The following is a 21783-nucleotide window of genomic DNA, read 5'->3' as shown; positions in this document are numbered from 1 at the left end:
TTAAGGTCGCAGGTGATTTGGTATTTTGTTTTCCTTATTAAGTTGTAATAAGCTAGAATTTGCCTTTTCAGGATCTAGTTTATATTCTTTGTAAAGTTCTAAAATTTTTGTTTGTATATCTAATTCACTGTCAAGGTAAGTGAAGTCTGAGTTTTTGCATATGTATGCATAAAGTTGTTCCAGTTTATTACCGGTTTCGCCTGTTAAGTTGGTAACAATTTCCCGGTTAAACTTTTCTTGAAGCATTTGCTGATGCAAGAAGCTCACCTCACTTGAGAATACAGGCTGAGGCTTCTTTTTCTTTTTGAATATTTTCTTCCCAATTCCAACTAAACCAGCAACCACATTAGGTGGTGTTCTTGCCTGTTCCTTTAGTTTAATCTCAAGCATTTGTGCTTCACTTAGTTTAAAGCCTTCTCCTTTCTTTTTCATTGGAGGAAGTTTTTTCTTAACGAACTCTTCTTTGAATTCTTCATAAGTTCCCAATGCATATACGTTTACTTCCTTTAAAGGAACTGCCTGACTTTTTAAATAAATTTTGAAAAATGGTGGAAAATTTGGATCTGAAATGGCAGGTACGGGCCATTGTATCATTTCAAAACCCATAGAACTAATTACCAAAGTATCTTTTGGTAGAATTTGTATATGAAAAACTCCAGAACTGTCGCTAATAACACCTCTTCTTGTTCTTTTAATGGTAATAATTGCATCTTCGATAGGCTCTTTCTGTTTGTCTGATAATATCAAACCAGAGATGCTAATTGTGGAATCCTGCAAAAAAGATTGAGAATATCCTCTAAAGTAAAGCGTAGATAGAAAAAGTATGATTATGATATTAAAAAAGGTTTTCATGGAGGAGTTAAGGACGTAAATGGTTAGGTATTCTATTTATCGTATCAATTTTTGCTATACTAATATTTGCTTTTTCTGGGTCTAGCATGAACTCTTTGTGAAGTTCTAAAATTTTTGTTTGAATATCTAACTCACTATACAGATAGGTAAAGTGTGATTTCTTACATATGTATGCATAAAGCTTTTCTAGTGTTTTTCCTGTTTCGCCAGTTAAATCGCTAACTATTTTCCTGTTAAATTTTTCCATGAGCACTTGCTTGTGTAGGTATTTTAGTTCATTTGAGAAAACAGGTTGTGGCGTTTTTCTCTTTTTTGGAAAAATTTTACTGCCTAGTTTAATACCTAGTCCAATTAAACCAGATACTATATTCCCTGGACAGCTTTCCATTTCTTTTTGTTTAATTTCTTCCAGCTGAACTTTACTCAGCTTATAACGTTCTCCCAAATTTTCTTTGGGAGGTGTTTTAGATTTTACAAAATCCTCTTTGAAATTTTCCCATGTTCCCAGTGCATATACATTTACTTCCTTTAAAGGAACTGCCTGATTTTTTAAATAAATTTTGAAAAATGGTGGAAAATTTGGATCTGAAATGGCAGGTACGGGCCATTGTATCATTTCAAAACCCATAGAACTAATGACCAAAGTGTCTTTGGGCAGGATTTGCAAATGAAAAACTCCAGAACTGTCGCTAATTACCCCTCTTCTAGTTCGTTTAATAGTGATAATTGCATCCTCAATAGGTTCTTTTTCTTTATCAGATAAAATCAAGCCGGAGATGCTAATTGTGGAATCTTGAGAAAGATTTTGTGCTGAACTAGTAAGTGATATAAAAATGAAGCAAATTAAAATAAGAGATTTAGGGTTTGGTTTCATCATAAGTGGGTTGCTATGCTTAAGGTCTTAGATGATTCTGGATTCTACCCAGTGTATCTGTGTAGCTTAGGTTGTTTTGAAAATCAGTGTCTTCTTGTAGAAATTCCTTATGCAATTCTTTTATTCGTCTTACGATGTACATATCGCTACTCTGATAAGAAAAACTGGCTCTGGAGTTAATGTATCTCATCAAAATCTCTAGGCGATTGCCATTTTCTTTTGTGATTTCAGCAACTACCTTGCGATTGTATTTTTGAGCAAATAAGCTTTCGTGCAGTTCTTCAATCGGGGTTCGAGGTTTCATGCCTTTCGCTCTTTTGTTTTTTTTGCCAAAACCCATGCTTAAGCCAAAACCACCACGGCGCATAGTTTTTGCTTCGGATTCGGCTAGTTTTAAACTTCCAAAATCAAAAGTTGAAGCTATGTTTTCCTCTTCTTCAATTTGTTGTTTTACGAACTTTTCTTTGAAATCATTCCAAGTTCCAAAAGAATGTACTTGTACCTCTTTTAGCATATAGCTTTCTTTTTCCATGTAAATTTCTTGGAAAATTTCGTTTTCAACGCTAGGAGTTTGAACAGCTACCAATTGTGCTTTATATCCCATAGAGGTAACTTTCAATTTCTGATCAGGATTAACACGTATTCTAAAAAAGCCTAAGCTATCGCAAATAACACCCCAATAGGTGTCATCTAAATTTACGTGAGCAAATGAAATTCCTTCTTTGGTTTCTGAGTTAATTACCTTTCCCGAAACAACAAAAGTTTGGTCTTTATGTTCCTGCGAAAATGAATTGCCAATGGTTAAAAGCAATAAAAAAATGGTGCTGATTGTAGTTTTCAAGATTCTTCGATTAAATAATGAATGATAAATATAGCTCACTCATTTATCTTAAAAACCGATTGTTACATTTTTTAACACACTTTAACCGAATTTAAGCGCAACCTTATTTGTTCAGACCTAACCAATCTACCTTATTTTTGGTTTCGGTAAACGGATTTATTTTGCCAAACAATATGTCATTATCTCTTTGATAGCACATCATTGGGTGCGATGTTTCTATTTTATTCTCAATTTGAATGTCGGCAACAATTTTTTGTGCATTATTTCCCCAAAGAAACCAAACTGCTTTTTTGTTATTATCAGCAAGATGACTGAGTACCTTCTGTGTAAACTTCGACCAGATTTTGGTATGAGAATTTGGATTGCCAATCTCACAGGTAAATGCAGTATTTAGCAGAAGTACATTTTCTTTTTCCCACCAATAACGGAACAATTGGTTTGGAGGTAGCACCTTAAAATCACCTTCCATTGGTAAGCGATCTCCCTCATTTAATTTTTTTAGGATTTCAGAATACTTCAACTCTTCGGCTGTATAAGCTTTGTAAATGCTTCTAAGAATATTTTTTAAGGATACATTCCTAAATTTATCGAACCACGAATTCAATCCATTGACCTCGAAAGATCGTCCCGTTGCAACACCTTCTTGTGGATAAGGATCTTGTCCTAAAATCACAACAGGAATAGCATGTAAATCCATCTCCAAAAATCTTAAAACCAATTCTTTTTTAGGTGTAGCACTTTCAATTTGAATGGATGATTCGATACTCTTAATCAAATCAATAATTTCATCAGTAAGAAAAGAATTCCACGATTCGTGAATGTTTAAGTTGGTAAGGAAGATTGAATTTTGCATGTTCTGATAATTTGTTTGCCCAAAAGTAATACGGATTCATTTTTAATACAACCATTTTATTTCTATTATCTATCTGATGAAAAATAAGTCTGCAACTTTTTGACTATTCGACATTTCTACATTTTGACTTTTCTACTTTTTAACTAGTTTTGTGAGCATTAACCAAAATTTTACAAGTAAAAAAGAATATGTACGAAAATCTTAAACAAAGCATTGAGTCTGCCTGGGAGGATAGATCTTTATTGAGTTCACCTGAAGTGCAGAAAAATATAGAAGAAGTAATTGAACTTCTTGACAAAGGAAAATTGCGCACAGCAGAACCAATTGAAGGAGGCTGGCAAGTAAACGAGTGGGTTAAAAAGGCAGTGATTCTTTATTTCCCAATTCGTAAAATGGAAACCATAGAAGTTGGTCCATTCGAATTCCACGATAAAATGGCATTGAAAACCAACTATGCCGATTTGGGAGTTCGTGTTGTACCTCATGCAGTTTCTCGTTACGGAGCCTTCCTTGCAAAAGATGTAGTGATGATGCCATCATATGTAAACATTGGCGCATACGTTGATGAGGGAACTATGGTAGATACATGGTCAACTGTTGGATCATGTGCTCAAATTGGAAAGCATGTTCACTTGAGTGGAGGTGTTGGTATTGGTGGTGTGTTGGAACCAATTCAAGCTTCTCCGGTAATTGTGGAAGACAACTGTTTTATTGGATCTCGTTGTATCGTGGTAGAAGGTGTTCATCTTGAAAAAGAAGTTGTGCTTGGAGCAAATGTTGTGCTTACAAAATCAACTAAAATTATTGATGTAACCGGAGAAGAGCCAGTGGAATATACAGGTTTTGTTCCAGCAAGATCGGTAGTAATTCCAGGAACCAGAACCAAAAAATTCCCTGCAGGAGAGTATCAAGTCCCTTGTGCACTTATCATTGGTAAGCGTAAACCATCAACCGACTTGAAAACATCCTTGAATGATGCACTGCGTGAATACAATGTAGCAGTATAGTAAATTTATTGATGATATGTAAAGGCGTAGCATTGCTACGCCTTTACCACATACAAATAATATGAACAACGACATTAACAAAGCACTAGAGGTTTTAAAGTCAGGAGGAGTAATTCTTTATCCTACCGATACCATTTGGGGAATTGGCTGCGATGCAACAAATGCAGAGGCAGTAAAAAGGGTTTATGAAATTAAACAACGTGAGGATTGTAAGGCAATGTTGGTGTTGATGGAAAATCCTAACAGACTGAATTCATATGTTGATGAGGTTCCTGAGATTGCCTGGGATTTGATTGAGGCCAACGACAAACCAATGACATTGATTTATCCGGGAGCAAAAAACCTGGCGCCTAACTTGATTAATTCGGATGGAACCATTGGTATTCGTATCTCGAATGAGGAGTTTACTCAGAATTTGATTCAAAGATTTAAAAAGCCAATCGTTTCGACTTCGGCTAACATTAGTGGAGATCCGTCACCTGCGAATTTTTCTGAAATCAATGAAGAATTGAAAGAGCTGGTTGATTATGTGGTGGAGTATCGACAAGATGATTTTGAAAAAGCGAGTGCTTCAAGTATCATTAAGATAGGAGTAGGAGGAGAAATCCAAATTCTAAGAAAATAGGCAATATAAAACCTCTCAGAAACTGTAATATCTGAGAGGTTTTCTTTTTACAAAATAACATTGCCTCTAGCAGCAGGAACAATACTTCTACAATGGTGAACGTTTCCTTTGTGCAAGAGCACCATGCCGCAGCGGATAACCACATTGCCTTTGTAGAAGAGAACGCTGCCGCTACGCATGGGAACGTTGTCTTTGCTTATCGGAACGCTTCCTTTATACGTGGGAACACAACAACTATTCCCCAATCGATTTAATAGATCCTGATCCTACAGATTTACAGTTAACATCTTTAGGGTTCCCTCTGTAATAAATATCACCGCTACCAGCAACTCTAGCAGTTATACTTCCCGAAGCATAAACTTTACAATCTCCAGATCCTGAAATATGTATGTCTGCAACTTTTGCTTCGAAATTCCCAGCTTCGATATCACCCGATCCACTAATGTGAATCTCCAATTCATCCTTACATTCTCCTTTTAAGCGGATATCACCTGAACCAGAAATGTGACACTCCACATTTTCAGCTTTCAATTTGTCGATAATAATGTTACCGCTTCCGCTAATTGCATAATCAACGCTACCAGATTCTATAGGAGTTTTTGCAATAATGTTTCCTGATCCTGAAATTCTAAGATTTTCAACATTAGGAGTTGAAATGTAAACTTCAACTTTTTTGAATGAGCGACTGTTCCAATTCCAGCCTCTGTTTTTTTTGCGTTTGATCTTTAATGTTGATCCATCTACTTCAGTGATGATTTCATCCAAATCATCGGAATAACCTTTTATTTTTACAGATGTTTTTTCGTTTTGACTCACATAAACTTTTGCTGAAATGGAAAGGCTGATAGACTCGAAGGAACGCACTTTTCGATCTTCAGTTTTTTGTGCAAAAGCAATTGTACTGCTTAATACCAAAGCAAAAACAGCAATAAGGGAAGTAATACGTATTGATTTCATATGTTATGGTTTTAGGTAAATTTTTATGTCGTACTTTTTAAAGGACGAACAAGTCTTCGAAAAGTTGCACTTATAATTTATAATTCTTTTTAATTTTGCTCAAAATTTGAAGAAAATGGAATTCAATCACATCAAGAAAATACAAATCCGATTTGGGGATATCGATTTAATGGGACATGCCAATAATGGCGTACAGTTGAGTTATTTGGATCTGGCAAGAATGGATTATTTTCAACAGGTATATGGTCAGGTGATCGATTGGAATGACTCAGCTCTTATTGTGGCTCATCTTGAAATTGATTACTTGTCGTCGATTACCTTGCACGACAAAATTGAAGTGCACACCAGAATTCACAAAATTGGGAATAAGAGTGTAGGAATGTATCAGAATATTGTAGACTCTGTTACTGGCGAAATCAAAACCAAAACATCTCAGGTTATGGTTGGGTATAGTCAAAGGTTAGGCGAAAGTATTCCTGTACCGGAAACCTTAAAAATCAGAATTCGTGAATTTGAAAAAGAAGTTGTGGGGTAACAATTGGCAGTGATCGTAAACAGATAACAATTATCAGCTTATGAGTTAAACATTAAACCCTAATAATTAATATTTATTCAAGATACAAATCAAGTAAACCATCTGGAGTTTCCATTACAATGGTTTTGTTTTCTTCATCAAGATCAATGAAGTTTTCATCGGCAAAAGGAATCATCACTTCCTCGCAATTAATCTCTACTACCAAAACAATATTTCCGGAAAAATCCTGAATATCCACAATCTCACCCAGTTCACCTTTTTCTTCATCCTCGTAGGTGAAACCAATTAAAACATTCGGATCCAATTCGTCTTGCTCCTCAATATAGTCTGGTACATCTTTCATTGGAATGTAAATATCACAACCAATAAACCTTTTGGCTTTTTCTTCGGTTGCCATATCTTCCAATAAAATTCTTACACTCGAATGATTTCTCGAGTTCATTCCATTTTTAGGAATGAAAAAAGGAACCAATCCTCCGTCGATATCGACAAGGATTGATTCCAATTTATTTCTTTCAAGAAGATCTCCATTAGTCTTTGCTACCAATTCACCTTTAACTCCATGAGTTTTAGTAAAAGTACCCGCTAAATAACAATCTTCTATTCTAAGCATGCAATTCAAATTAAGCTTCAGTTTCTTCAGCTCCTTCTTCATTTGCAGCTTCTTCGCCTGCTTCTTCAGCTTTAGCAGCAGCTTCAGCTTCAGCAGCTTTCTTAGCGATAGCTTCTGCTCTGTCAGCGCTAATTTTAGCTTCTGCTTCCAAACGTGCAGCTTTAGCTTCATCAGCAGCTTTCGAAAGACCATCTTTCTTAGCGTTGATTTTAGCTACTTTTTCTGTCTTCCAAGCCTGGAATTTTTCTTCAGCAGTTGCTTCATCAAAAGCACCTTTTTTAACACCTTCTAACAAGTGCTTTTTCATCATCACACCTTCGTATGATAAGATAGCTCTTGCAGTGTCGGTAGGCTGAGCACCATTACCAAGCCATGTTAAGGCTTTGTCAAAATCTAGGTCAATTGTAGCAGGATTGGTGTTTGGATTGTATGATCCAATACGCTCAATGTATTTACCATCACGTGGTGCTCTGCTATCCGCTACCACAATGTGGTAGAATGCACGTCTTTTACGACCGTGTCTTGCTAGTCTAATTTTTACTGGCATAACTCTTTTTAAATAAGATTAATAATTTGCCTACATTATAGTTGTGGTATACATACCACGTTTTATAAGCGCGACAAAGATACAATTTTATTTTTGATTCGAAATAGCTTGTTTAAGAATAATTTATACCCGTTCGAAACTTATATTCATTGCCTTATTAGTAAGCAATTGGGCTTGTCCCTTCGGATCGAGCCTTTCGCTTCAAGCCCTCGCGCAAACTGAAATGGAGCTATCAGCTAGCAGCAATCAGGAGTCAGCCTTCAACTGGGGACATGTATAAATCAAATTAGCTTGAAGCTTATGGCTGACTGCTGGCAGCTAAAATTAAAGTCTACAGCTTCTCAAATTCTAGCAAAATATCAAAGAATCCGTTCTGGTTCGAATTCACATTAATTCCTTATCTTCGCATTCCGGCTCCTCATATGAGCTTAAAATATAAAATTCCTGATACTGAGATGTTTTTAATATTTGATACCGAAACTACAGGCTTACCAAAAAAATGGAAAGCACCTTTAGATGATTTTGACAACTGGCCAAGAATGGTGCAGTTGGCATGGCAATGTCATGATATTGAAGGGAACTTTCTTTTTGCCAAAAATCATGTAATTACTCCTGATGGATATACGATTCCTGATGATGTTGTTGCTGTTCATGGTATCTCTACTGAAATCGCTCACGAAAAAGGAATTCCTCTTCAAGATGCTCTTCTTGATTTTATGGAGGATGTAAGAAACTCCAAATTTATCATTGGGCACAATGTTTCTTTCGATATTAATATTGTTGGTTGTGAGCTGCTACGTTCAGAAATGGAAGAGAAGGATCTTTTAAGAGCTCCTATGATCGATACCATGACAGGTAGTAAGGAATTTTGTGATCTAAAGCGTAGGGGACAACTTAAAAACCCTACTCTTACCGAATTACATACCAAATTATTTGGAGTTCCTTTTGCCGAAGCGCACAATGCTGCAGCCGATGTTGAAGCTACTTCTCGTTGTTTTCTGGAACTGATAAGAGTTGATGGATTAGGACAAGAAATTCATAGAATGTCTGTTGAGCAGATTCAGGCTTTTAAAATCAACAATCCGGATACTATTGAATTGGTTGGAATCGAGTATGAATCTTTCAAGGTAAATACTGCTTTTGATGATATTTCTATCGACAAAGAAGATAGAAAAAGGAAAGAAGCTGCGAAGAATATCACAACCAAGCAGCCCTTTGTTCATTTACATGTTCACTCGCAATATTCCATACTCGATGGAGCTGCAAAAACTTCTGCATTGGCAGCAAAAGCAAAAGAGGATGGTATGCCGGCTGTTGCCATAACCGATCATGGAAGCATGTTCGGGGTTAAAGAATTTCACGTAGCATGTAGCAAAGCTGGTATAAAACCAATTATTGGAGTGGAAGCCTATGTTGCGAAACGTGGGCATTTAATTAAAGAAAGTAAGGTCGATGCATCTGGGAATCATCTCATTTTGCTGGCCAAAAATTATAAAGGTTACCAAAGTCTGTTAAAGCTAACTTCTATTGCACATACGGATGGGATGTACTACAAACCGCGTATAGATAAAGATTTACTGGAACAATACAGCGAGGGCTTAATAGTAAGTAGTGCTTGTCTTGGAGGAGAAGTCTCCCAGCATATCATGGCAGGTAGTATCGATAAGGCAAAAGAAACAATACTTTGGTACAAAGATGTATTTGGAGAAGATTATTACTTGGAAATTCAACGTCATCCAAACGACGATCCTCGATTGAAAGGAGATGTATGGGAAAATCAGGTAAGAGTAAATAAAGTTATTCGAGAGCTAGCAGCAGAATTGGGTGTTAAAGTAATTGCAACCAACGATTCTCATTTTATAAATGCAGAAGATGCAGCAGCTCATGACGTTTTGGTTTGTTTGAGTACGGGTCGTGATTACGATGATCCAACTCGTATGCGTTACACCAAACAAGAGTGGTTCAAAACCACCGAAGAGATGAATGAGCTTTTTGCCGATGTGCCAGAAGCACTTGTCAATACTTTGGAGATTGCAGAAAAAGTAGAACCATATGAATTGGATGCGAATCCTATTATGCCTCCTTTTAATATTCCAAAGGAGTTTGGTACAGTAGAAGAATACAAAAAGAAATTCGATGAGGCTAGCTTAAAAGAGGAGTTTGAAGAAGAGCGTTACGAGAAACTAGGTGGTTACGATAAAGTACTGCAGATAAAACTTGAGGCCGATTATCTGGAATATCTGGCGTTTGAAGGTGCAAAAAAACGTTATGGCGAAGAGCTGGAAGAGAGTGTTGTTGAACGCCTGGAGTTTGAGCTGAACACCATTAAAACAATGGGTTTCCCTGGATATTTCTTGATTACACAGGATTTTATCAACTGGGCAAAAGACAACGGAGTAATTGTTGGTCCAGGTCGTGGTTCGGCTGCAGGTTCAGCGGTAGCTTATTGTATTTCCATTACCGATGTGGATCCAATTAAATATGATTTGCTATTTGAGCGTTTCCTGAATCCGGATCGTATCTCAATGCCCGATGTGGATATTGACTTTGATGATGATGGACGTCAGGAAGTATTGGACTATGTAACCGATAAATACGGACACGATAAAGTAGCACACATTTGTACTTTTGGTACCATGGCTACTAAGAGTTCTATTAAGGATGTGGCGCGTGTGCTTCGTTTGGATTTGGCTGAGGCCAATCGCCTTGCAAAATTGGTTCCCGAAGCACCAAAGATGAGTTTCAAGAAAGCTTACGAGGAAGAGCCTGCGTTGTTGGAAGAAAAGGATTCTCCAAATCCTCTGATTGCAAGGACAATGAAATTTGCAGAAGCTTTGGAAGGTTCGGTACGGCAAACGGGTGTTCATGCCTGTGGGGTTTTAATTGGAAAAAATCCGCTAGACGAACATCTTCCTGTAATGCCAACCAAAGGTGAGGAACTTCTAACTACACAATATGACGGTCGATTTGTTGAAGATATCGGCTTGTTGAAGATGGACTTTCTTGGACTGAAAACCTTATCCATTATAAAAGAGGTTTTATCCAATGTAAAATTGTCTCAAGGAGTTGATGTTGATATTAACAATGTTGATCTCGAGAATGAAAAGACTTTTCAGTTATTCAGTCGTGGAGAAACAACTGCCATATTCCAGTTTGAATCCCCTGGTATGAAGAAACATTTGCGTGCATTGAAACCAAACCGTTTCGAGGATTTGGTTGCCATGAATGCCTTGTATCGTCCGGGACCGATGGAATACATCCCTTCCTTTATTCGAAGAAAGAATGGTGAGGAGGAGATTGAGTATGATCATCCAATCATGGAAGATTACCTGAAAGATACCTACGGAATTACAGTTTATCAGGAGCAGGTGATGCTCCAGTCGAGAGCACTAGGGCAATTTACTCGTGGTATGTCCGATTCCTTGCGTAAGGCCATGGGTAAAAAGATCATTGCCATGATGGATAAATTGAAAGTTGAGTTTATCAATGGATGTCATGATAATCCAAAATTCATGGAAGGTGTTGGAGGCGATAATGCAAAAGCCGATAAATTGATCGAAAAAATCTGGTCGGACTGGGAAGCATTTGCCAAGTATGCCTTCAACAAATCTCACTCGGTTTGTTACGCCTACATTGCTTACCAAACAGGTTTCCTTAAGGCCCATTATCCGGCAGAATTTATGGCAGCCGTTCTGTCTCGAAATTTATCCGATATCACGAAAGTGACCATTTTCATGGATGAGTGTAAACGCATGGGATTGCCAGTATTGGGACCAGATGTGAATGAATCTTATTCAACATTTACCGTAAATAAGAATGGTGAGATTCGTTTTGGGATGGCCGGGATTAAAGGAGTTGGTGAGCAAGCCGTTGCCGATATTATAGAAGAACGAAAGAATGGACCATTCAAGGATATATTTGATTTTGTTGAGCGTGTAAATCTGCGATCAGTAAATAAAAGAACACTTGAAAACCTGGCCATGTCCGGAGGTTTCGATAGTTTCGGATTAAAGCGAAGTCAGTATTTCCAAATCGATGAAACTGATGTTACCTTTATGGAGCACTTGGTGAAGTATGGAAATAAACTTCAGGCGGAAAAATTAAATAATCAACAAACTCTGTTTGGTGGAGTAGAGGATTATGTGGTAACTCCTCCAAAAGCACCAGAATGTGCAGAGTGGGGTAAGCTTGAGCGCTTAAATAAAGAGAAGGAATTAATTGGTATTTACTTGTCAGCCCATCCTTTGGATGATTACAAGACAACCATTAATAACTTTTGTAATGCCAGCTTATCGGAGTTGTCATCCGAATTTGAAAGCTTTGCCAACAAGGATGTTAATGTTGCGGGAATGATTACTGCAATTAGAAGGGGAACAACCAAAAATGGAAATCCTTTTGCCATTGTTGGAATAGAAGATTTTTCAGATTCATATGAATTGGCCTTCTTTGGTAAAGATTTTATAGAATTTGGCAATTATTTTGTTGAAGGTCTCTCTGTTTATATTGGAGGTAGAGTTCAAACAAGATCCTGGCCAAAAGATTCTACGGAGTTAGAATTTAAGGTGAAAAATATAATGATGCTTTCCGAAGTCCTTGAAAAGAAAGCAAAAGAATTTACATTAGAAATTCCCATAAATGCATTGACAGATGAATTGGTTACAGAGATAGTGAACTGTATTGATGGGAACAAGGGAAGTATGAAACTTAACTTTGAAATTTTTGATAAAGGAAAGAAAGCATTGAAAATGTTTTCGAGGAGTTATCGAGTTGAGTTAACAAATGAATTAATAGAATATTTTGAAAATAATTCGGAAATTAAATTCAAAATTAATTAAATTGCACTAGTTTTAAATAAAATACATAAACGCTAAAAAATAGATTACCATGACAATTGAAGTAAACGATTCTAATTTTGAAGAAGTTGTTTTGAAATCAGATAAGCCAGTATTGGTGGACTTTTGGGCAGAATGGTGTGGTCCATGTAGAATGGTTGGTCCAATTGTAGACGAATTGGCAACTGATTACGATGGAAAAATCGTAGTAACTAAATTGGATGTTGACAGCAGCCCTGCAACTTCAGCTAAATTTGGAATCCGTAATATTCCTACAGTTCTTTTCTTTAAAGGAGGAGAAGTTGTTGATAAGCAAGTTGGAGCAGTTCCAAAATCAAGCTTAGCAGAAAAAATTGATGCTCTTTTGTAATAAGAGTATAAAAATATTTAGGGCATAGAGGTTTATCTATGCCCTTTTTTTATCCAAAAAATTAAAATGGTAAAGCAATTATCCGACCTGATACAGTTCGAACAATTCGATAATTTGGAGTTACTTGCACATCAAATTGTGGAGGGGTTTCTTATTGGTTTGCATCGCAGCCCATACCATGGTTTTTCGGTTGAGTTTGCCGAACATCGCTTGTACAACAAAGGGGAATCTACCAAGCATATTGATTGGAAATTATATGCTCGTAGTGATAAGATGTTTGTGAAACAATTCGAGGAGGAAACCAATCTTCGGGCTCATATTGTTATCGATACATCATCGTCGATGCTCTTTCCGTTTAAAACCAAGCATCAAACCAAGTTAGGGTATTCTGTATTGTGTGCAGCAGCCTTAATTCACTTGTTACGCAAACAACGCGATGCTGTAGGATTATGTACCTTTTCGGATAAAATAGACCTCTTAACACCATCAAAACTATCTCTTACGCATGCTCAATTAATGTACTCGCATTTGCACAAGGTATACAATGCCGAAGAGATAGGTAAGGAGAGGGAAACCAAAATTGCTGATACTTTGCATCGCTTGGCTGAAGGTCTACACAAGCGTTCGTTGGTGATTGTTTTTTCTGATTTTACAGGAGCCGAATCTCCTAAGGAAATCATGGAATCCTTGCAGCATTTGAGGTTCAACAAACACGAGGTAATTCTGTTTGCTGTGCGTGATCATGAATTGGAATTGGATTTTAATTTTGAGAATCGTCCAAGTCAATTTGTGGATTTGGAAACAGGTGAAAGCTTAAAGCTAAACCCAACTGATATTAAGGGAATGTATCAGAAAGAGCAGAAAAAGTTTTTTACAGAATTGGATTTGTTGTGTAGTCAGTTTTCTATTGATTTAGTAGAGGCTGATATCCGAAAGGACTTTGGCAATGTATTGCAATCATATCTTTTAAAGAGAAAAAAGTTAATGTAGCTTATTTGTTACGGAATAATTTTTAAGTTTTCAATGTTTAATATATTTTTATTGGGAATAACTCATATTCTTTATGGGTAGCACTAATTAAGAATCTCCTGATGAAATATAAATTTGTATTCCTTTTTGCTTTAATTTTGTTTGCCTGTGAGCAAAAAACTGATCGTTCTTCAAAGAAAGATCAGGATTTTGTGGAAAATGGAGTGGTAAAAAAATACGATGAGCAAAACAGGTTATCAGCAGAGATTACCTATCAAAATGGTGTTCGTAATGGAGTTACCAGATATTACTATTCTTCGGGTGCACTGAGCGACGAAATCATGTATGTTGATGATGAGAAGAGTGGTGTTGCCAAAAAATTTCACAAAAATGGAAATATCTATAGCTTAACACCATACCTCAATGATGAAAAGGATGGGATTCAGAAAAAGTATTATGCCAATGGTAAAATTTGGGCTGAAACACCTTACATGAAAGGTCAGCCAGGAATTGGACTCAAAGAATATAAGCGTGATGGTAGTTTGCGCGCGAGGTTTCCTGAGATTGAAGTACAAAAGTTGGAAAAATCAGATCGAATCATTTTAAAATTATTCTTAAGTAATTATTCGAAAAATGTGGTGTTCTACATCACAGGGTTAATGAAGGATAAATATATTCCACCTGCTGCAAAACCATATTATGCAAAAGGAGGATCTGCCCGTTATGAGTTCACGTTGGATTCGCAGGTAAAATTGGATACTACCTTGAATATTGTAGCTAAATATCAAACCAAAGATTATAATATTCACGTTTCTACACGTGAGTTGGTTTTAAAGAACTAGCTTATTTTTCTATAAAATTAAGTTCTGTGATTATTGGAAAGTGGTCGGAATATTTTTTCTTGATTCGCTTGTAATTGTGGCATATCATTTTGTCATCATGTAGGACAAAATCAATCCTGAAAGAGGGAAAATCACCAGAATAAGTTGTGCCAATTCCTAAGCCTTTTTCTCTAAAACAGTCGGTTAATCCATCTTTAATTTTGTGATAGGTGTAGGAGTGAGCAGTATCATTAAAATCACCACAAACAATTGTTGGATGAGGTGATTTAGCTATATGTCCCCTTATGATTTCAGCCTGTTTTGCTCTACGAATAAATGCATGTTGCAATCGGAACGAGATGTCTTTAATTTCCTTTAACTCCTCTTCATCAGCCTTAAACTCTTTCTTGTTGATGAAAGCATAGTTTCTACCTCCCAATCGGTTCGATTCCAAATGAAGGTTATATACTCTTACAATTTTTTCATTTTTTTTGATATCAGCATAAATGGCATTGCACCAATTGCCTTTTTCGAATTTAATTTCTCCTTTTCGAACAATTGGATACTTAGAAAATATGGCAACCCCATTGGTCTTTTTACCCAAAAACAAATACTTACAAGCTGTGACTTTTTTTAAGTTGTAAAGACTGAGCAAACCTTTACGAGTATTGTGAAACTCCTGAAAACAGTATATGTCGGCTTTATTTTGCTTTAAAAGTTCCACCATTTTATTAGGTGTTTTTTTGTCTTTGCTCCACTCATATTTATCGAAAGCCCTTACATTATAGGTCATCAGTTTGACAGATGGAGATTTGCTCTCTTCCGAGCTTGGTCTGTTGATTTGGATAAAATCTTGCAAATGACCATATCCTATCAATATCACAATTAATGGAATTAGGAAGCTCCAACGACGTCTTAGCATCCAGTAAATTGTGAAAACTACATTTGCCAAAAGCAAATAAGGATATGCTAAGCCCCAAAAGGCCGGCAACCAAAATTCCTCGGGACTTATATGCGGAGCAATGTAAGAAATGAGCAATGAGCCTGAAAATATCAGACTAAAGGCAACCAGAGCTTTATGGAGGAAGTTTTTCAATGTAAGTTTTACTTTTGATTGCTTGATTTAAATAGAATTTCTTTCTCCTCTTTGCTTAAACTGTCGTATCCCGATTTTGCAATTTTATCTAAGATTCGGTTCAATTCTTCTTGATTTACCTTCTTCGATTTGTTGTATTCTTCATCAGACATGTTGCGAGTATTTTTATAACTCACCTTCATTTTCTTTTTGCGTTTGAACAAACCAAAAAATGAATCCATTATAGAATTAAATCCACCTGAAATATCTTTTCCTTTGCGCAATTGAGATATAAAAAGCCAGCCGTAAAAAGCTCCACCCAAATGGGCTATATGTCCGCCAATATTTACACTTTCCGATAGGTAAAGTAAATCCATGGCAATAAAAAACAGAGCTATAAATTTGATTTTTACAGGCCCAATAAACATCAGGTGAATAACATGATTCGGTGCGTAAACAACAACAGCAAAAACAACTGCCATGACTGATGCTGAAGCACCCAAAGCATAGGCGATGAATTTAGTCTCATATAATGCCGGGAAAATATTATAAGAGAATAGGTAAATCGCAGCTCCAGTTAATCCACCAATTAAATAAACACTTAAAAGTTTTTTCTGATCGAGGTAGGTCAAGAATATTCTACCGAACCAGAAAAACCAGAGCATATTCATTAGAATGTGCATGAATTCGGTATGCAGAAACATATAGGTGAATACCGACCAAGGTTGTCTAATTAAAGTTTCAGGATAAGCAGGAACCATTAATTGGCGAACAATTACATCATCGATATTAGAGCCCGTTAACATGGCAATGATCTGTACAAGTTTTATGGCAAGAAATAATCCTAGGTTAATGTAAATTAACTTGGTAAGATTGCTTCCTTCTTTAAAGGAGCTTTTTATTCCTTCCCAAATGTTCTGATTGGAATAGCTCTGATATGGATTGTTAAAGTTCATGCTCATAATCAATCTTTGTTATCGATATAAACTTCCTTGCTTAATTTTTATTGTATGTAATTTAATAAAAACGATTCGAATTTTTTTGCCAATATTTTATTAGAATGTAACCAAATATCATACCTCCCAAATGGGCAAAGTGTGCAATGTTATCACCAGGTCTATTTAAAAATGCTAGGTATAATTCAATAGCTCCATATCCGATGACAAAATACTTGGCCTTTATTGGAATAGGAGGGAATATTAACATCAGTTCAGTATTTGGGAATAGCATACCAAAGCCTAAGAGAATACCAAAAACAGCACCTGAAGCACCAACTGTTGGGGCGTACATTATTGATGTTATTTTTTCTGAAATAGTTCCAGGGATATATTTTCCTTGAGCCGCAAGTTCCTTAAAATAGTCTAATTGATCAGGACTAAGAGACGATACCGCTACATTATACTCAATAAATGAAACTAGAACATGCAGTAAAGCTGCTCCAAGGCCTGTTATTAAATAAAACGATAAAAAGCGTTTAGGTCCCCAAACACTTTCCAAAACTCTACCAAACATGAATAAGGCAAACATGTTAAAAAACAAGTGAGTAAAGTCACCATGCATAAACATGTGAGTGAATATTTGATGAGGCCTGAAAAAGTCAGACGATGGAAAGTATAATCCCATATGTTGTTTTAAATCAATACCAAATTTTGATTTGACCACATATGTAGCAAGTAATAATATTACATTTATAATTAAAAGGTTTTTAACCACTGGAGGTAAATTCAACAGTGGTGGTCTATAGTTTGTCATTCGATATGCTTTTTTTAAATTCAGTTGAAGTCCAACAATAGTCAGACCAATTTAAAATTACAGGCTTCGGCCCATAATTGCAAGACAATTTGTCAGGCTAAAAGCCTTGTTTGTAGAATTTATGCTACTATTTAAATCGATTTTCCAATTCTTGAGTTTCCAAAACTGATATCACTGGCTTTCCATCAGGTGTAAAGTTGGGAACATTACAAGCAAAAAGTTGATCGATAATTGAACTCATCTCTTCGTTGGTAAGCGATTTGCCATAATTTACAGCAGAAGCTTTTGCCAATGATTTTGCCAAATTCTCTCTCACTTTCAGTTTTACATCCAGTTGATTGGTTTTATAGTTCGCCAATAGGTTTTCTAATAACTCTTTCGGATCACAATTCTGAATATCGGCAGGAGTACCATTAATCACAAAAGTTTTCTTCCCAAATTCACGGATGTCAAAACCCAATGCTTTTACATCTTCTAAAATCACTTGTAAAAGCGTGTAATCGGAAGCATTTAACTCTATGGTTTGAGGAAATAAAGTCTGTTGTGCAATTCCCTGTTGATTTTCCAGTGAACTTATAAACTTCTCAAACAAAATTCTCTCATGCGCTTTTCTCTGATCGATAATCATTAAGCCTGATCGGATAGGCGTTAGGATATATTTGTTTTTCAGTTGGAAAAAATTCTTTGTCTTCTGAGGTTGATCTACAGCCTGAAGTTTTGGTTGTTGAGGCATTGGTTTTTCAGGAGCCTGGAAATAGTCAGGAATATTTTCCCTGTCGATTACCGGTTGCTTTTCAATAATTTCTTCTTTAGGACTTTGATCTTTGTACAATTTTTCCCAATCGTCGGGCACTTGCTTCTTAGGCGCTCTGCTAACAGACGGTTCTGGACTTTTGGCTTTAAATTCCTGGAAAAATGGATTTGATTCGATTGAACTTGCCGATTGTTCGAAAGGATTGTAACTCTTTTCTGAATCAAAAGGATTGTAGTTCGATTCAGCTTCAAATGGATTAAATTCAGGATTAACCTTAATCATTGGAGCTTCCACTTCTGTGCTTTCATCAGCAACAGGAATCTCTAAACTTGTATCTTCATCAAAATCGATAGAAGGAACAATGTTGAATTTTCCCAATGCTTCGCGAATTGAAGCTTGAATGATTTGATATATGGCTCTTTCATCCTCAAACTTAATTTCCGTTTTGGTAGGATGAATGTTGATGTCGATAATCTTAGGATCTACCTCAAAAAAGATAAAATATGGAGGAATGGTTTCAGGAGGCAATATTTTGTCGTATGCCTGAATAATAGCCTTGTAAAAATAAGGATGTCGCATGAAACGATTGTTCACGAAAAAGAACTGTTCTCCAGTATTTTTCTTAGCATTTTTGGGTTTCCCAATAAATCCGGTAAGGTTTACAATGCTTGTATCGGTATTAATGCTGATCAGGCGGGAATTCATACTTTTCCCGAAAACATTAATAATTCGTTGACGAATATGCGATGCCGGAAGATTGTAAACTTCACTTTCGTTGTGAATTAATGTAAATGCAATATCAGGATGTGATAAAACGATCCTGTGAAATTCAGTAATAATATTTCGAAGCTCGGTTGAATTTGCTTTTAGGAATTTACGGCGAGCAGGAACATTGAAAAACAAGTTTTTCACAATAAAGTTACTACCATCGCTACAAGCTGAGGCTTCTTGAGAAACCAATTCGGACCCATCAATTACAATATGGGTTCCCAGCTCATCTTCGGTTCGTTTGGTTTTTAGTTCTACATTGGCAATAGCCGCAATGGAAGCCAGAGCCTCACCGCGAAATCCCATGGTACGAATACCAAACAAATCACCAGCTTTGCGTATTTTCGAGGTTGCATGTCTTTCAAAGGCCAATCGAGCATCCGTAACCGACATACCGCACCCATTATCAATAACCTGAATTAGGGTTTTACCCGCGTCTTTTAAATTAATTTTAATGGAACCAGCACCGGCATCTATCGCATTTTCAACAAGCTCTTTTACCACCGAAGCCGGTCTTTGTACTACCTCTCCCGCTGCAATTTGATTGGCAACATTGTCTGGTAGTATCTGTATCAAATCTGACATATATAGGTTTGAAATTTGATGTTAGCGATTAGATTTTAAACTCTCCATACCACCAATAATTCGTTCTATCAACTCATCCCAACCAAAAACATACACATAGGCTGCAACGGCAAGAATCACAAAGATGATAATTAATCTAAAGTTTGATTTTTGTCTTGTACCTCTTGCATCAGAATATTTATGGCGCAACTCACTTTTCATTCTCCCTTTTATATTGGGGATGTACTGTCCATTTTCATCCTTAATTCCAAGTTCCGATTTAACTCTGCGTTCACGCTCTTCTCTTTCTTCCTTGGCAGGATCCCAATAACGAGGCTGCAAATTAAATCTCTTATGTTGAGGTCTTTTAAAGAAACCGCTAGTAAATCCCATAATAAGTTGTTTTATACCTTGTTGCTAATAAGTGGTATAGGTGATTGTTATTCTTCTCTCAACAAAATAAGTTTCCTTATTGATTGTTGTTTAAAGAGACCTACAAATATACCTATAAAATCTGAATTTGCTTCGATAATTCACAAGGATCGATAGGTTAAAAATTGTAAAAAGTCGGTTCTGAATTAGTTCAGTTTGGCTCCACACTCGCTGCAATATTTTGCATCATGATTATGCCCTTCAGAAAGACATTCAGGACAAACCTGAGTTGAGGTTTCTTTGGTACTGTGCTTGGTAAGTTCGGCGGTTACAATCCCTGTTGGAACAGCAATAATGGCATAACCAATAATCATCACCATACTAGCTAAAAACTGTCCCAGTGAGGTAACAGGAGAGATATCACCATATCCAACAGTGGTTAATGTTACTACCGCCCAATAAATTCCCCGTGGGATGCTGGTAAAACCATGTTCGGCTCCCTCTACCAAATACATTACCGTCCCAATGATAATAACCAGTGTCAATACACCAAATAAGAAAACGGATATTTTATAACGACTCTCTCTTAAAGCTCGAATGATAACCGCACTTTCTTTCAAATATCGATTTAACTTTAAAATTCTGAAAATCCTAAGCAGTCGAAGTGCACGAATTACCATTAAACCTTGTGTGCCGGCAAAGAATAGAGCCAAATAACTGGGCAGAACAGCCAATAAATCGATAACTCCATAAAAGCTAAAAATATATTTTCGAGGGTGTCTTACAATCCAGATTCTGATGATGTATTCCAAACTAAAAATAATGGTGATGATCCATTCTGCGATTTTTAGAAAATCATGATACTTGTTTTCGATAGATGGAACACTCTCCAACATTACAAACAGAATACTAAGCAGAATAACAATTAGTAAGGCAAGATCGAAAAACTTTCCTATTCTGGTATCGGCCTCAAAAATTACTTCGTAAAGTCTCTGTTTTATTGGTAGCATGTATTAAACTTTGGATTTATTAGTAAACTTAGAAATAAAACTTGAAAAGTCCATTTTTAATTTATAACTCATTATTCTTAATTACTCGCTGCGTTTCGTATTTTTGGTAAAAATTAAAAAATATGATCATAAACGATATAAAGCAAAGTTTTCTTGATGCTCAGACAGTTTTAAATGAGTTTTTGGCAAAGGAAGAGAACTTTACAGCCATAGAAAAAGTAGGGGAAGCCATGGCAGAAACCATTCAAAATGGAGGCAAAGTAATTTCTTGTGGCAATGGTGGATCAATGTGCGATGCCATGCATTTTGCTGAAGAATTAACAGGTCGATTTCGCGATGAACGCCCAGGGATGGCAGCTGTTTCGATTTCTGATCCTAGTCATATTACCTGTGTTGGCAATGATTATGGTTTCGATTATATTTTTTCCAGATATGTAGAAGCCATGGGACAAAAAGGAGATGTTTTACTTGGAATAAGTACTTCAGGAAACTCTGCTAATGTGATAAATGCGATTAAATCTGCCAAAGAAAAAGGAATGACTGTTGTTGGATTAACCGGCAAAACAGGTGGTAAAATGGCCGAAATGTGTGATGTAGAAATTAGAGTGCCTTGGAATGAATACTCTGATAGAGTACAGGAAATTCACATTAAAGTAATTCATTGCTTGATTCAGTATATTGAAGCGAAGATGACCTAAGAGAAAAATTAAAAATATTTTAAGCTGTAGCAGATTTCTGTTGCAGCTTTTTTAATTTATACAATCTTCGTACTAGAATAAGCAGTTTTAGTCA

At 36.3% G+C, this 21783-nt stretch carries 21 protein-coding genes; 8 read left to right on the top strand and 13 right to left on the bottom strand.

The features are described 5' to 3' along the window. The 4 genes from DF185_RS13515 to DF185_RS13500 form a co-directional block, all read right to left on the bottom strand. Positions 1-852: a carboxypeptidase-like regulatory domain-containing protein gene (locus DF185_RS13515; RefSeq protein ID WP_110361273.1), complete on the bottom strand. Its 852-nt coding sequence runs from the start codon at positions 850-852 to the stop codon at positions 1-3. A 7-nt stretch (positions 853-859) separates the two neighbouring features. Beyond that, positions 860-1729 carry a carboxypeptidase-like regulatory domain-containing protein gene (locus tag DF185_RS13510; RefSeq protein ID WP_110361272.1) on the bottom strand — a complete coding sequence of 290 codons (870 nt, stop codon included), beginning with the start codon at positions 1727-1729 and terminating at the stop codon, positions 860-862. A gap of 16 nt (positions 1730-1745) precedes the next feature. Further along, a complete protein-coding gene (locus tag DF185_RS13505; protein WP_165836033.1) occupies positions 1746-2567 on the bottom strand; it encodes a carboxypeptidase-like regulatory domain-containing protein in 822 nt (273 codons plus the stop codon). 103 nt (positions 2568-2670) lie between these two features. Beyond that, positions 2671-3420, bottom strand: a complete 750-nt coding sequence (locus DF185_RS13500; RefSeq protein ID WP_110361270.1) for a uracil-DNA glycosylase — start codon at positions 3418-3420, stop codon at positions 2671-2673. Between the two features lie 188 nt (positions 3421-3608). Between DF185_RS13500 and DF185_RS13495 the strand changes: the two genes are divergently transcribed. Then, on the top strand, positions 3609-4427 hold the full coding sequence (locus DF185_RS13495; protein WP_110361269.1) for a 2,3,4,5-tetrahydropyridine-2,6-dicarboxylate N-succinyltransferase: 819 nt from the start codon (positions 3609-3611) through the stop codon (positions 4425-4427). Positions 4428-4488: 61 nt separating this feature from the next. After that, positions 4489-5052: an L-threonylcarbamoyladenylate synthase gene (locus tag DF185_RS13490; RefSeq protein ID WP_110361268.1), complete on the top strand. Its 564-nt coding sequence runs from the start codon at positions 4489-4491 to the stop codon at positions 5050-5052. A 234-nt stretch (positions 5053-5286) separates the two neighbouring features. On the opposite strand, the gene DF185_RS13485 is transcribed toward DF185_RS13490, so the two are convergent. Next, positions 5287-6009, bottom strand: coding sequence for a head GIN domain-containing protein (locus DF185_RS13485; RefSeq protein WP_110361267.1), 723 nt, complete (start codon positions 6007-6009; stop codon positions 5287-5289). A gap of 115 nt (positions 6010-6124) precedes the next feature. Here DF185_RS13485 and DF185_RS13480 point away from each other — a divergent pair, with 115 nt between their 5' ends. After that, on the top strand, positions 6125-6544 hold the full coding sequence (locus DF185_RS13480; protein ID WP_110361266.1) for an acyl-CoA thioesterase: 420 nt from the start codon (positions 6125-6127) through the stop codon (positions 6542-6544). A 73-nt stretch (positions 6545-6617) separates the two neighbouring features. Here DF185_RS13480 and rimM read toward each other — a convergent pair whose 3' ends face one another. After that, positions 6618-7157, bottom strand: a complete 540-nt coding sequence (gene rimM, locus DF185_RS13475; protein WP_165836032.1) for a ribosome maturation factor RimM — start codon at positions 7155-7157, stop codon at positions 6618-6620. Positions 7158-7167: 10 nt separating this feature from the next. Next, positions 7168-7704, bottom strand: a complete 537-nt coding sequence (locus DF185_RS13470) for a 30S ribosomal protein S16 (RefSeq protein WP_110361264.1) — start codon at positions 7702-7704, stop codon at positions 7168-7170. A gap of 455 nt (positions 7705-8159) precedes the next feature. Here DF185_RS13470 and dnaE point away from each other — a divergent pair, with 455 nt between their 5' ends. From dnaE to DF185_RS13450, 4 genes are all read left to right on the top strand, one after another. Beyond that, positions 8160-12539: a DNA polymerase III subunit alpha gene (gene dnaE, locus DF185_RS13465; RefSeq protein ID WP_110361343.1), complete on the top strand. Its 4380-nt coding sequence runs from the start codon at positions 8160-8162 to the stop codon at positions 12537-12539. Between the two features lie 49 nt (positions 12540-12588). Further along, positions 12589-12906 (top strand): thioredoxin, encoded by a 318-nt coding sequence (trxA, locus tag DF185_RS13460; protein WP_054716587.1) that lies wholly within the window; start codon positions 12589-12591, stop codon positions 12904-12906. Positions 12907-12972: 66 nt separating this feature from the next. Further along, positions 12973-13896, top strand: a complete 924-nt coding sequence (locus tag DF185_RS13455) for a DUF58 domain-containing protein (RefSeq protein ID WP_110361263.1) — start codon at positions 12973-12975, stop codon at positions 13894-13896. Positions 13897-13997: 101 nt separating this feature from the next. Then, complete coding sequence (locus DF185_RS13450) at positions 13998-14717, top strand: toxin-antitoxin system YwqK family antitoxin (protein ID WP_110361262.1); 720 nt, start codon at positions 13998-14000, stop codon at positions 14715-14717. A 1-nt stretch (position 14718) separates the two neighbouring features. Here the strand turns inward: DF185_RS13450 and DF185_RS13445 are convergent, their stop codons facing one another. From DF185_RS13445 to DF185_RS13420, 6 genes are all read right to left on the bottom strand, one after another. Then, positions 14719-15792 (bottom strand): endonuclease/exonuclease/phosphatase family protein, encoded by a 1074-nt coding sequence (locus tag DF185_RS13445; RefSeq protein WP_110361261.1) that lies wholly within the window; start codon positions 15790-15792, stop codon positions 14719-14721. An 8-nt stretch (positions 15793-15800) separates the two neighbouring features. After that, complete coding sequence (locus tag DF185_RS13440; RefSeq protein ID WP_207784650.1) at positions 15801-16733, bottom strand: rhomboid family intramembrane serine protease; 933 nt, start codon at positions 16731-16733, stop codon at positions 15801-15803. Between the two features lie 55 nt (positions 16734-16788). After that, a complete protein-coding gene (locus DF185_RS13435) occupies positions 16789-17523 on the bottom strand; it encodes a rhomboid family intramembrane serine protease (RefSeq protein WP_110361260.1) in 735 nt (244 codons plus the stop codon). Positions 17524-17650: 127 nt separating this feature from the next. After that, complete coding sequence (mutL, locus tag DF185_RS13430) at positions 17651-19630, bottom strand: DNA mismatch repair endonuclease MutL (RefSeq protein ID WP_110361259.1); 1980 nt, start codon at positions 19628-19630, stop codon at positions 17651-17653. Between the two features lie 21 nt (positions 19631-19651). Beyond that, positions 19652-20002: a hypothetical protein gene (locus tag DF185_RS13425; protein ID WP_110361258.1), complete on the bottom strand. Its 351-nt coding sequence runs from the start codon at positions 20000-20002 to the stop codon at positions 19652-19654. Between the two features lie 185 nt (positions 20003-20187). Further along, the gene (locus tag DF185_RS13420; RefSeq protein ID WP_110361257.1) at positions 20188-20991 is read right to left on the bottom strand and encodes an ion transporter; all 804 of its coding nucleotides are present in this window, start codon (positions 20989-20991) and stop codon (positions 20188-20190) included. A 122-nt stretch (positions 20992-21113) separates the two neighbouring features. On the opposite strand from DF185_RS13420, the gene lpcA reads away from it, so the two are divergent. After that, positions 21114-21689 (top strand): D-sedoheptulose 7-phosphate isomerase, encoded by a 576-nt coding sequence (gene lpcA / locus DF185_RS13415; protein WP_110361256.1) that lies wholly within the window; start codon positions 21114-21116, stop codon positions 21687-21689. The last annotated feature ends 94 nt before the right edge of the window (positions 21690-21783 follow it).

The organism is Marinifilum breve (genome assembly GCF_003202155.1).
Taxonomy (GTDB): domain Bacteria; phylum Bacteroidota; class Bacteroidia; order Bacteroidales; family Marinifilaceae; genus Marinifilum; species Marinifilum breve.
This window is presented reverse-complemented; position numbering and strand designations above follow the sequence as displayed.

Coding starts and splice junctions, on each gene's coding strand:
- DF185_RS13515 (WP_110361273.1), bottom strand. CDS start 852: ATGAAAACCTTTTTTAATATCATAATCATACTTTTTCTATCTACGCTT.
- DF185_RS13420 (WP_110361257.1), bottom strand. CDS start 20,991: ATGCTACCAATAAAACAGAGACTTTACGAAGTAATTTTTGAGGCCGAT.
- DF185_RS13480 (WP_110361266.1), top strand. CDS start 6,125: ATGGAATTCAATCACATCAAGAAAATACAAATCCGATTTGGGGATATC.
- lpcA (WP_110361256.1), top strand. CDS start 21,114: ATGATCATAAACGATATAAAGCAAAGTTTTCTTGATGCTCAGACAGTT.
- rimM (WP_165836032.1), bottom strand. CDS start 7,157: ATGCTTAGAATAGAAGATTGTTATTTAGCGGGTACTTTTACTAAAACT.
- DF185_RS13470 (WP_110361264.1), bottom strand. CDS start 7,704: ATGCCAGTAAAAATTAGACTAGCAAGACACGGTCGTAAAAGACGTGCA.
- trxA (WP_054716587.1), top strand. CDS start 12,589: ATGACAATTGAAGTAAACGATTCTAATTTTGAAGAAGTTGTTTTGAAA.
- DF185_RS13440 (WP_207784650.1), bottom strand. CDS start 16,733: ATGAGCATGAACTTTAACAATCCATATCAGAGCTATTCCAATCAGAAC.
- dnaE (WP_110361343.1), top strand. CDS start 8,160: ATGTTTTTAATATTTGATACCGAAACTACAGGCTTACCAAAAAAATGG.
- DF185_RS13425 (WP_110361258.1), bottom strand. CDS start 20,002: ATGGGATTTACTAGCGGTTTCTTTAAAAGACCTCAACATAAGAGATTT.
- DF185_RS13455 (WP_110361263.1), top strand. CDS start 12,973: ATGGTAAAGCAATTATCCGACCTGATACAGTTCGAACAATTCGATAAT.
- DF185_RS13490 (WP_110361268.1), top strand. CDS start 4,489: ATGAACAACGACATTAACAAAGCACTAGAGGTTTTAAAGTCAGGAGGA.
- DF185_RS13450 (WP_110361262.1), top strand. CDS start 13,998: ATGAAATATAAATTTGTATTCCTTTTTGCTTTAATTTTGTTTGCCTGT.
- DF185_RS13495 (WP_110361269.1), top strand. CDS start 3,609: ATGTACGAAAATCTTAAACAAAGCATTGAGTCTGCCTGGGAGGATAGA.
- mutL (WP_110361259.1), bottom strand. CDS start 19,630: ATGTCAGATTTGATACAGATACTACCAGACAATGTTGCCAATCAAATT.
- DF185_RS13500 (WP_110361270.1), bottom strand. CDS start 3,420: ATGCAAAATTCAATCTTCCTTACCAACTTAAACATTCACGAATCGTGG.
- DF185_RS13485 (WP_110361267.1), bottom strand. CDS start 6,009: ATGAAATCAATACGTATTACTTCCCTTATTGCTGTTTTTGCTTTGGTA.
- DF185_RS13510 (WP_110361272.1), bottom strand. CDS start 1,729: ATGATGAAACCAAACCCTAAATCTCTTATTTTAATTTGCTTCATTTTT.
- DF185_RS13435 (WP_110361260.1), bottom strand. CDS start 17,523: ATGACAAACTATAGACCACCACTGTTGAATTTACCTCCAGTGGTTAAA.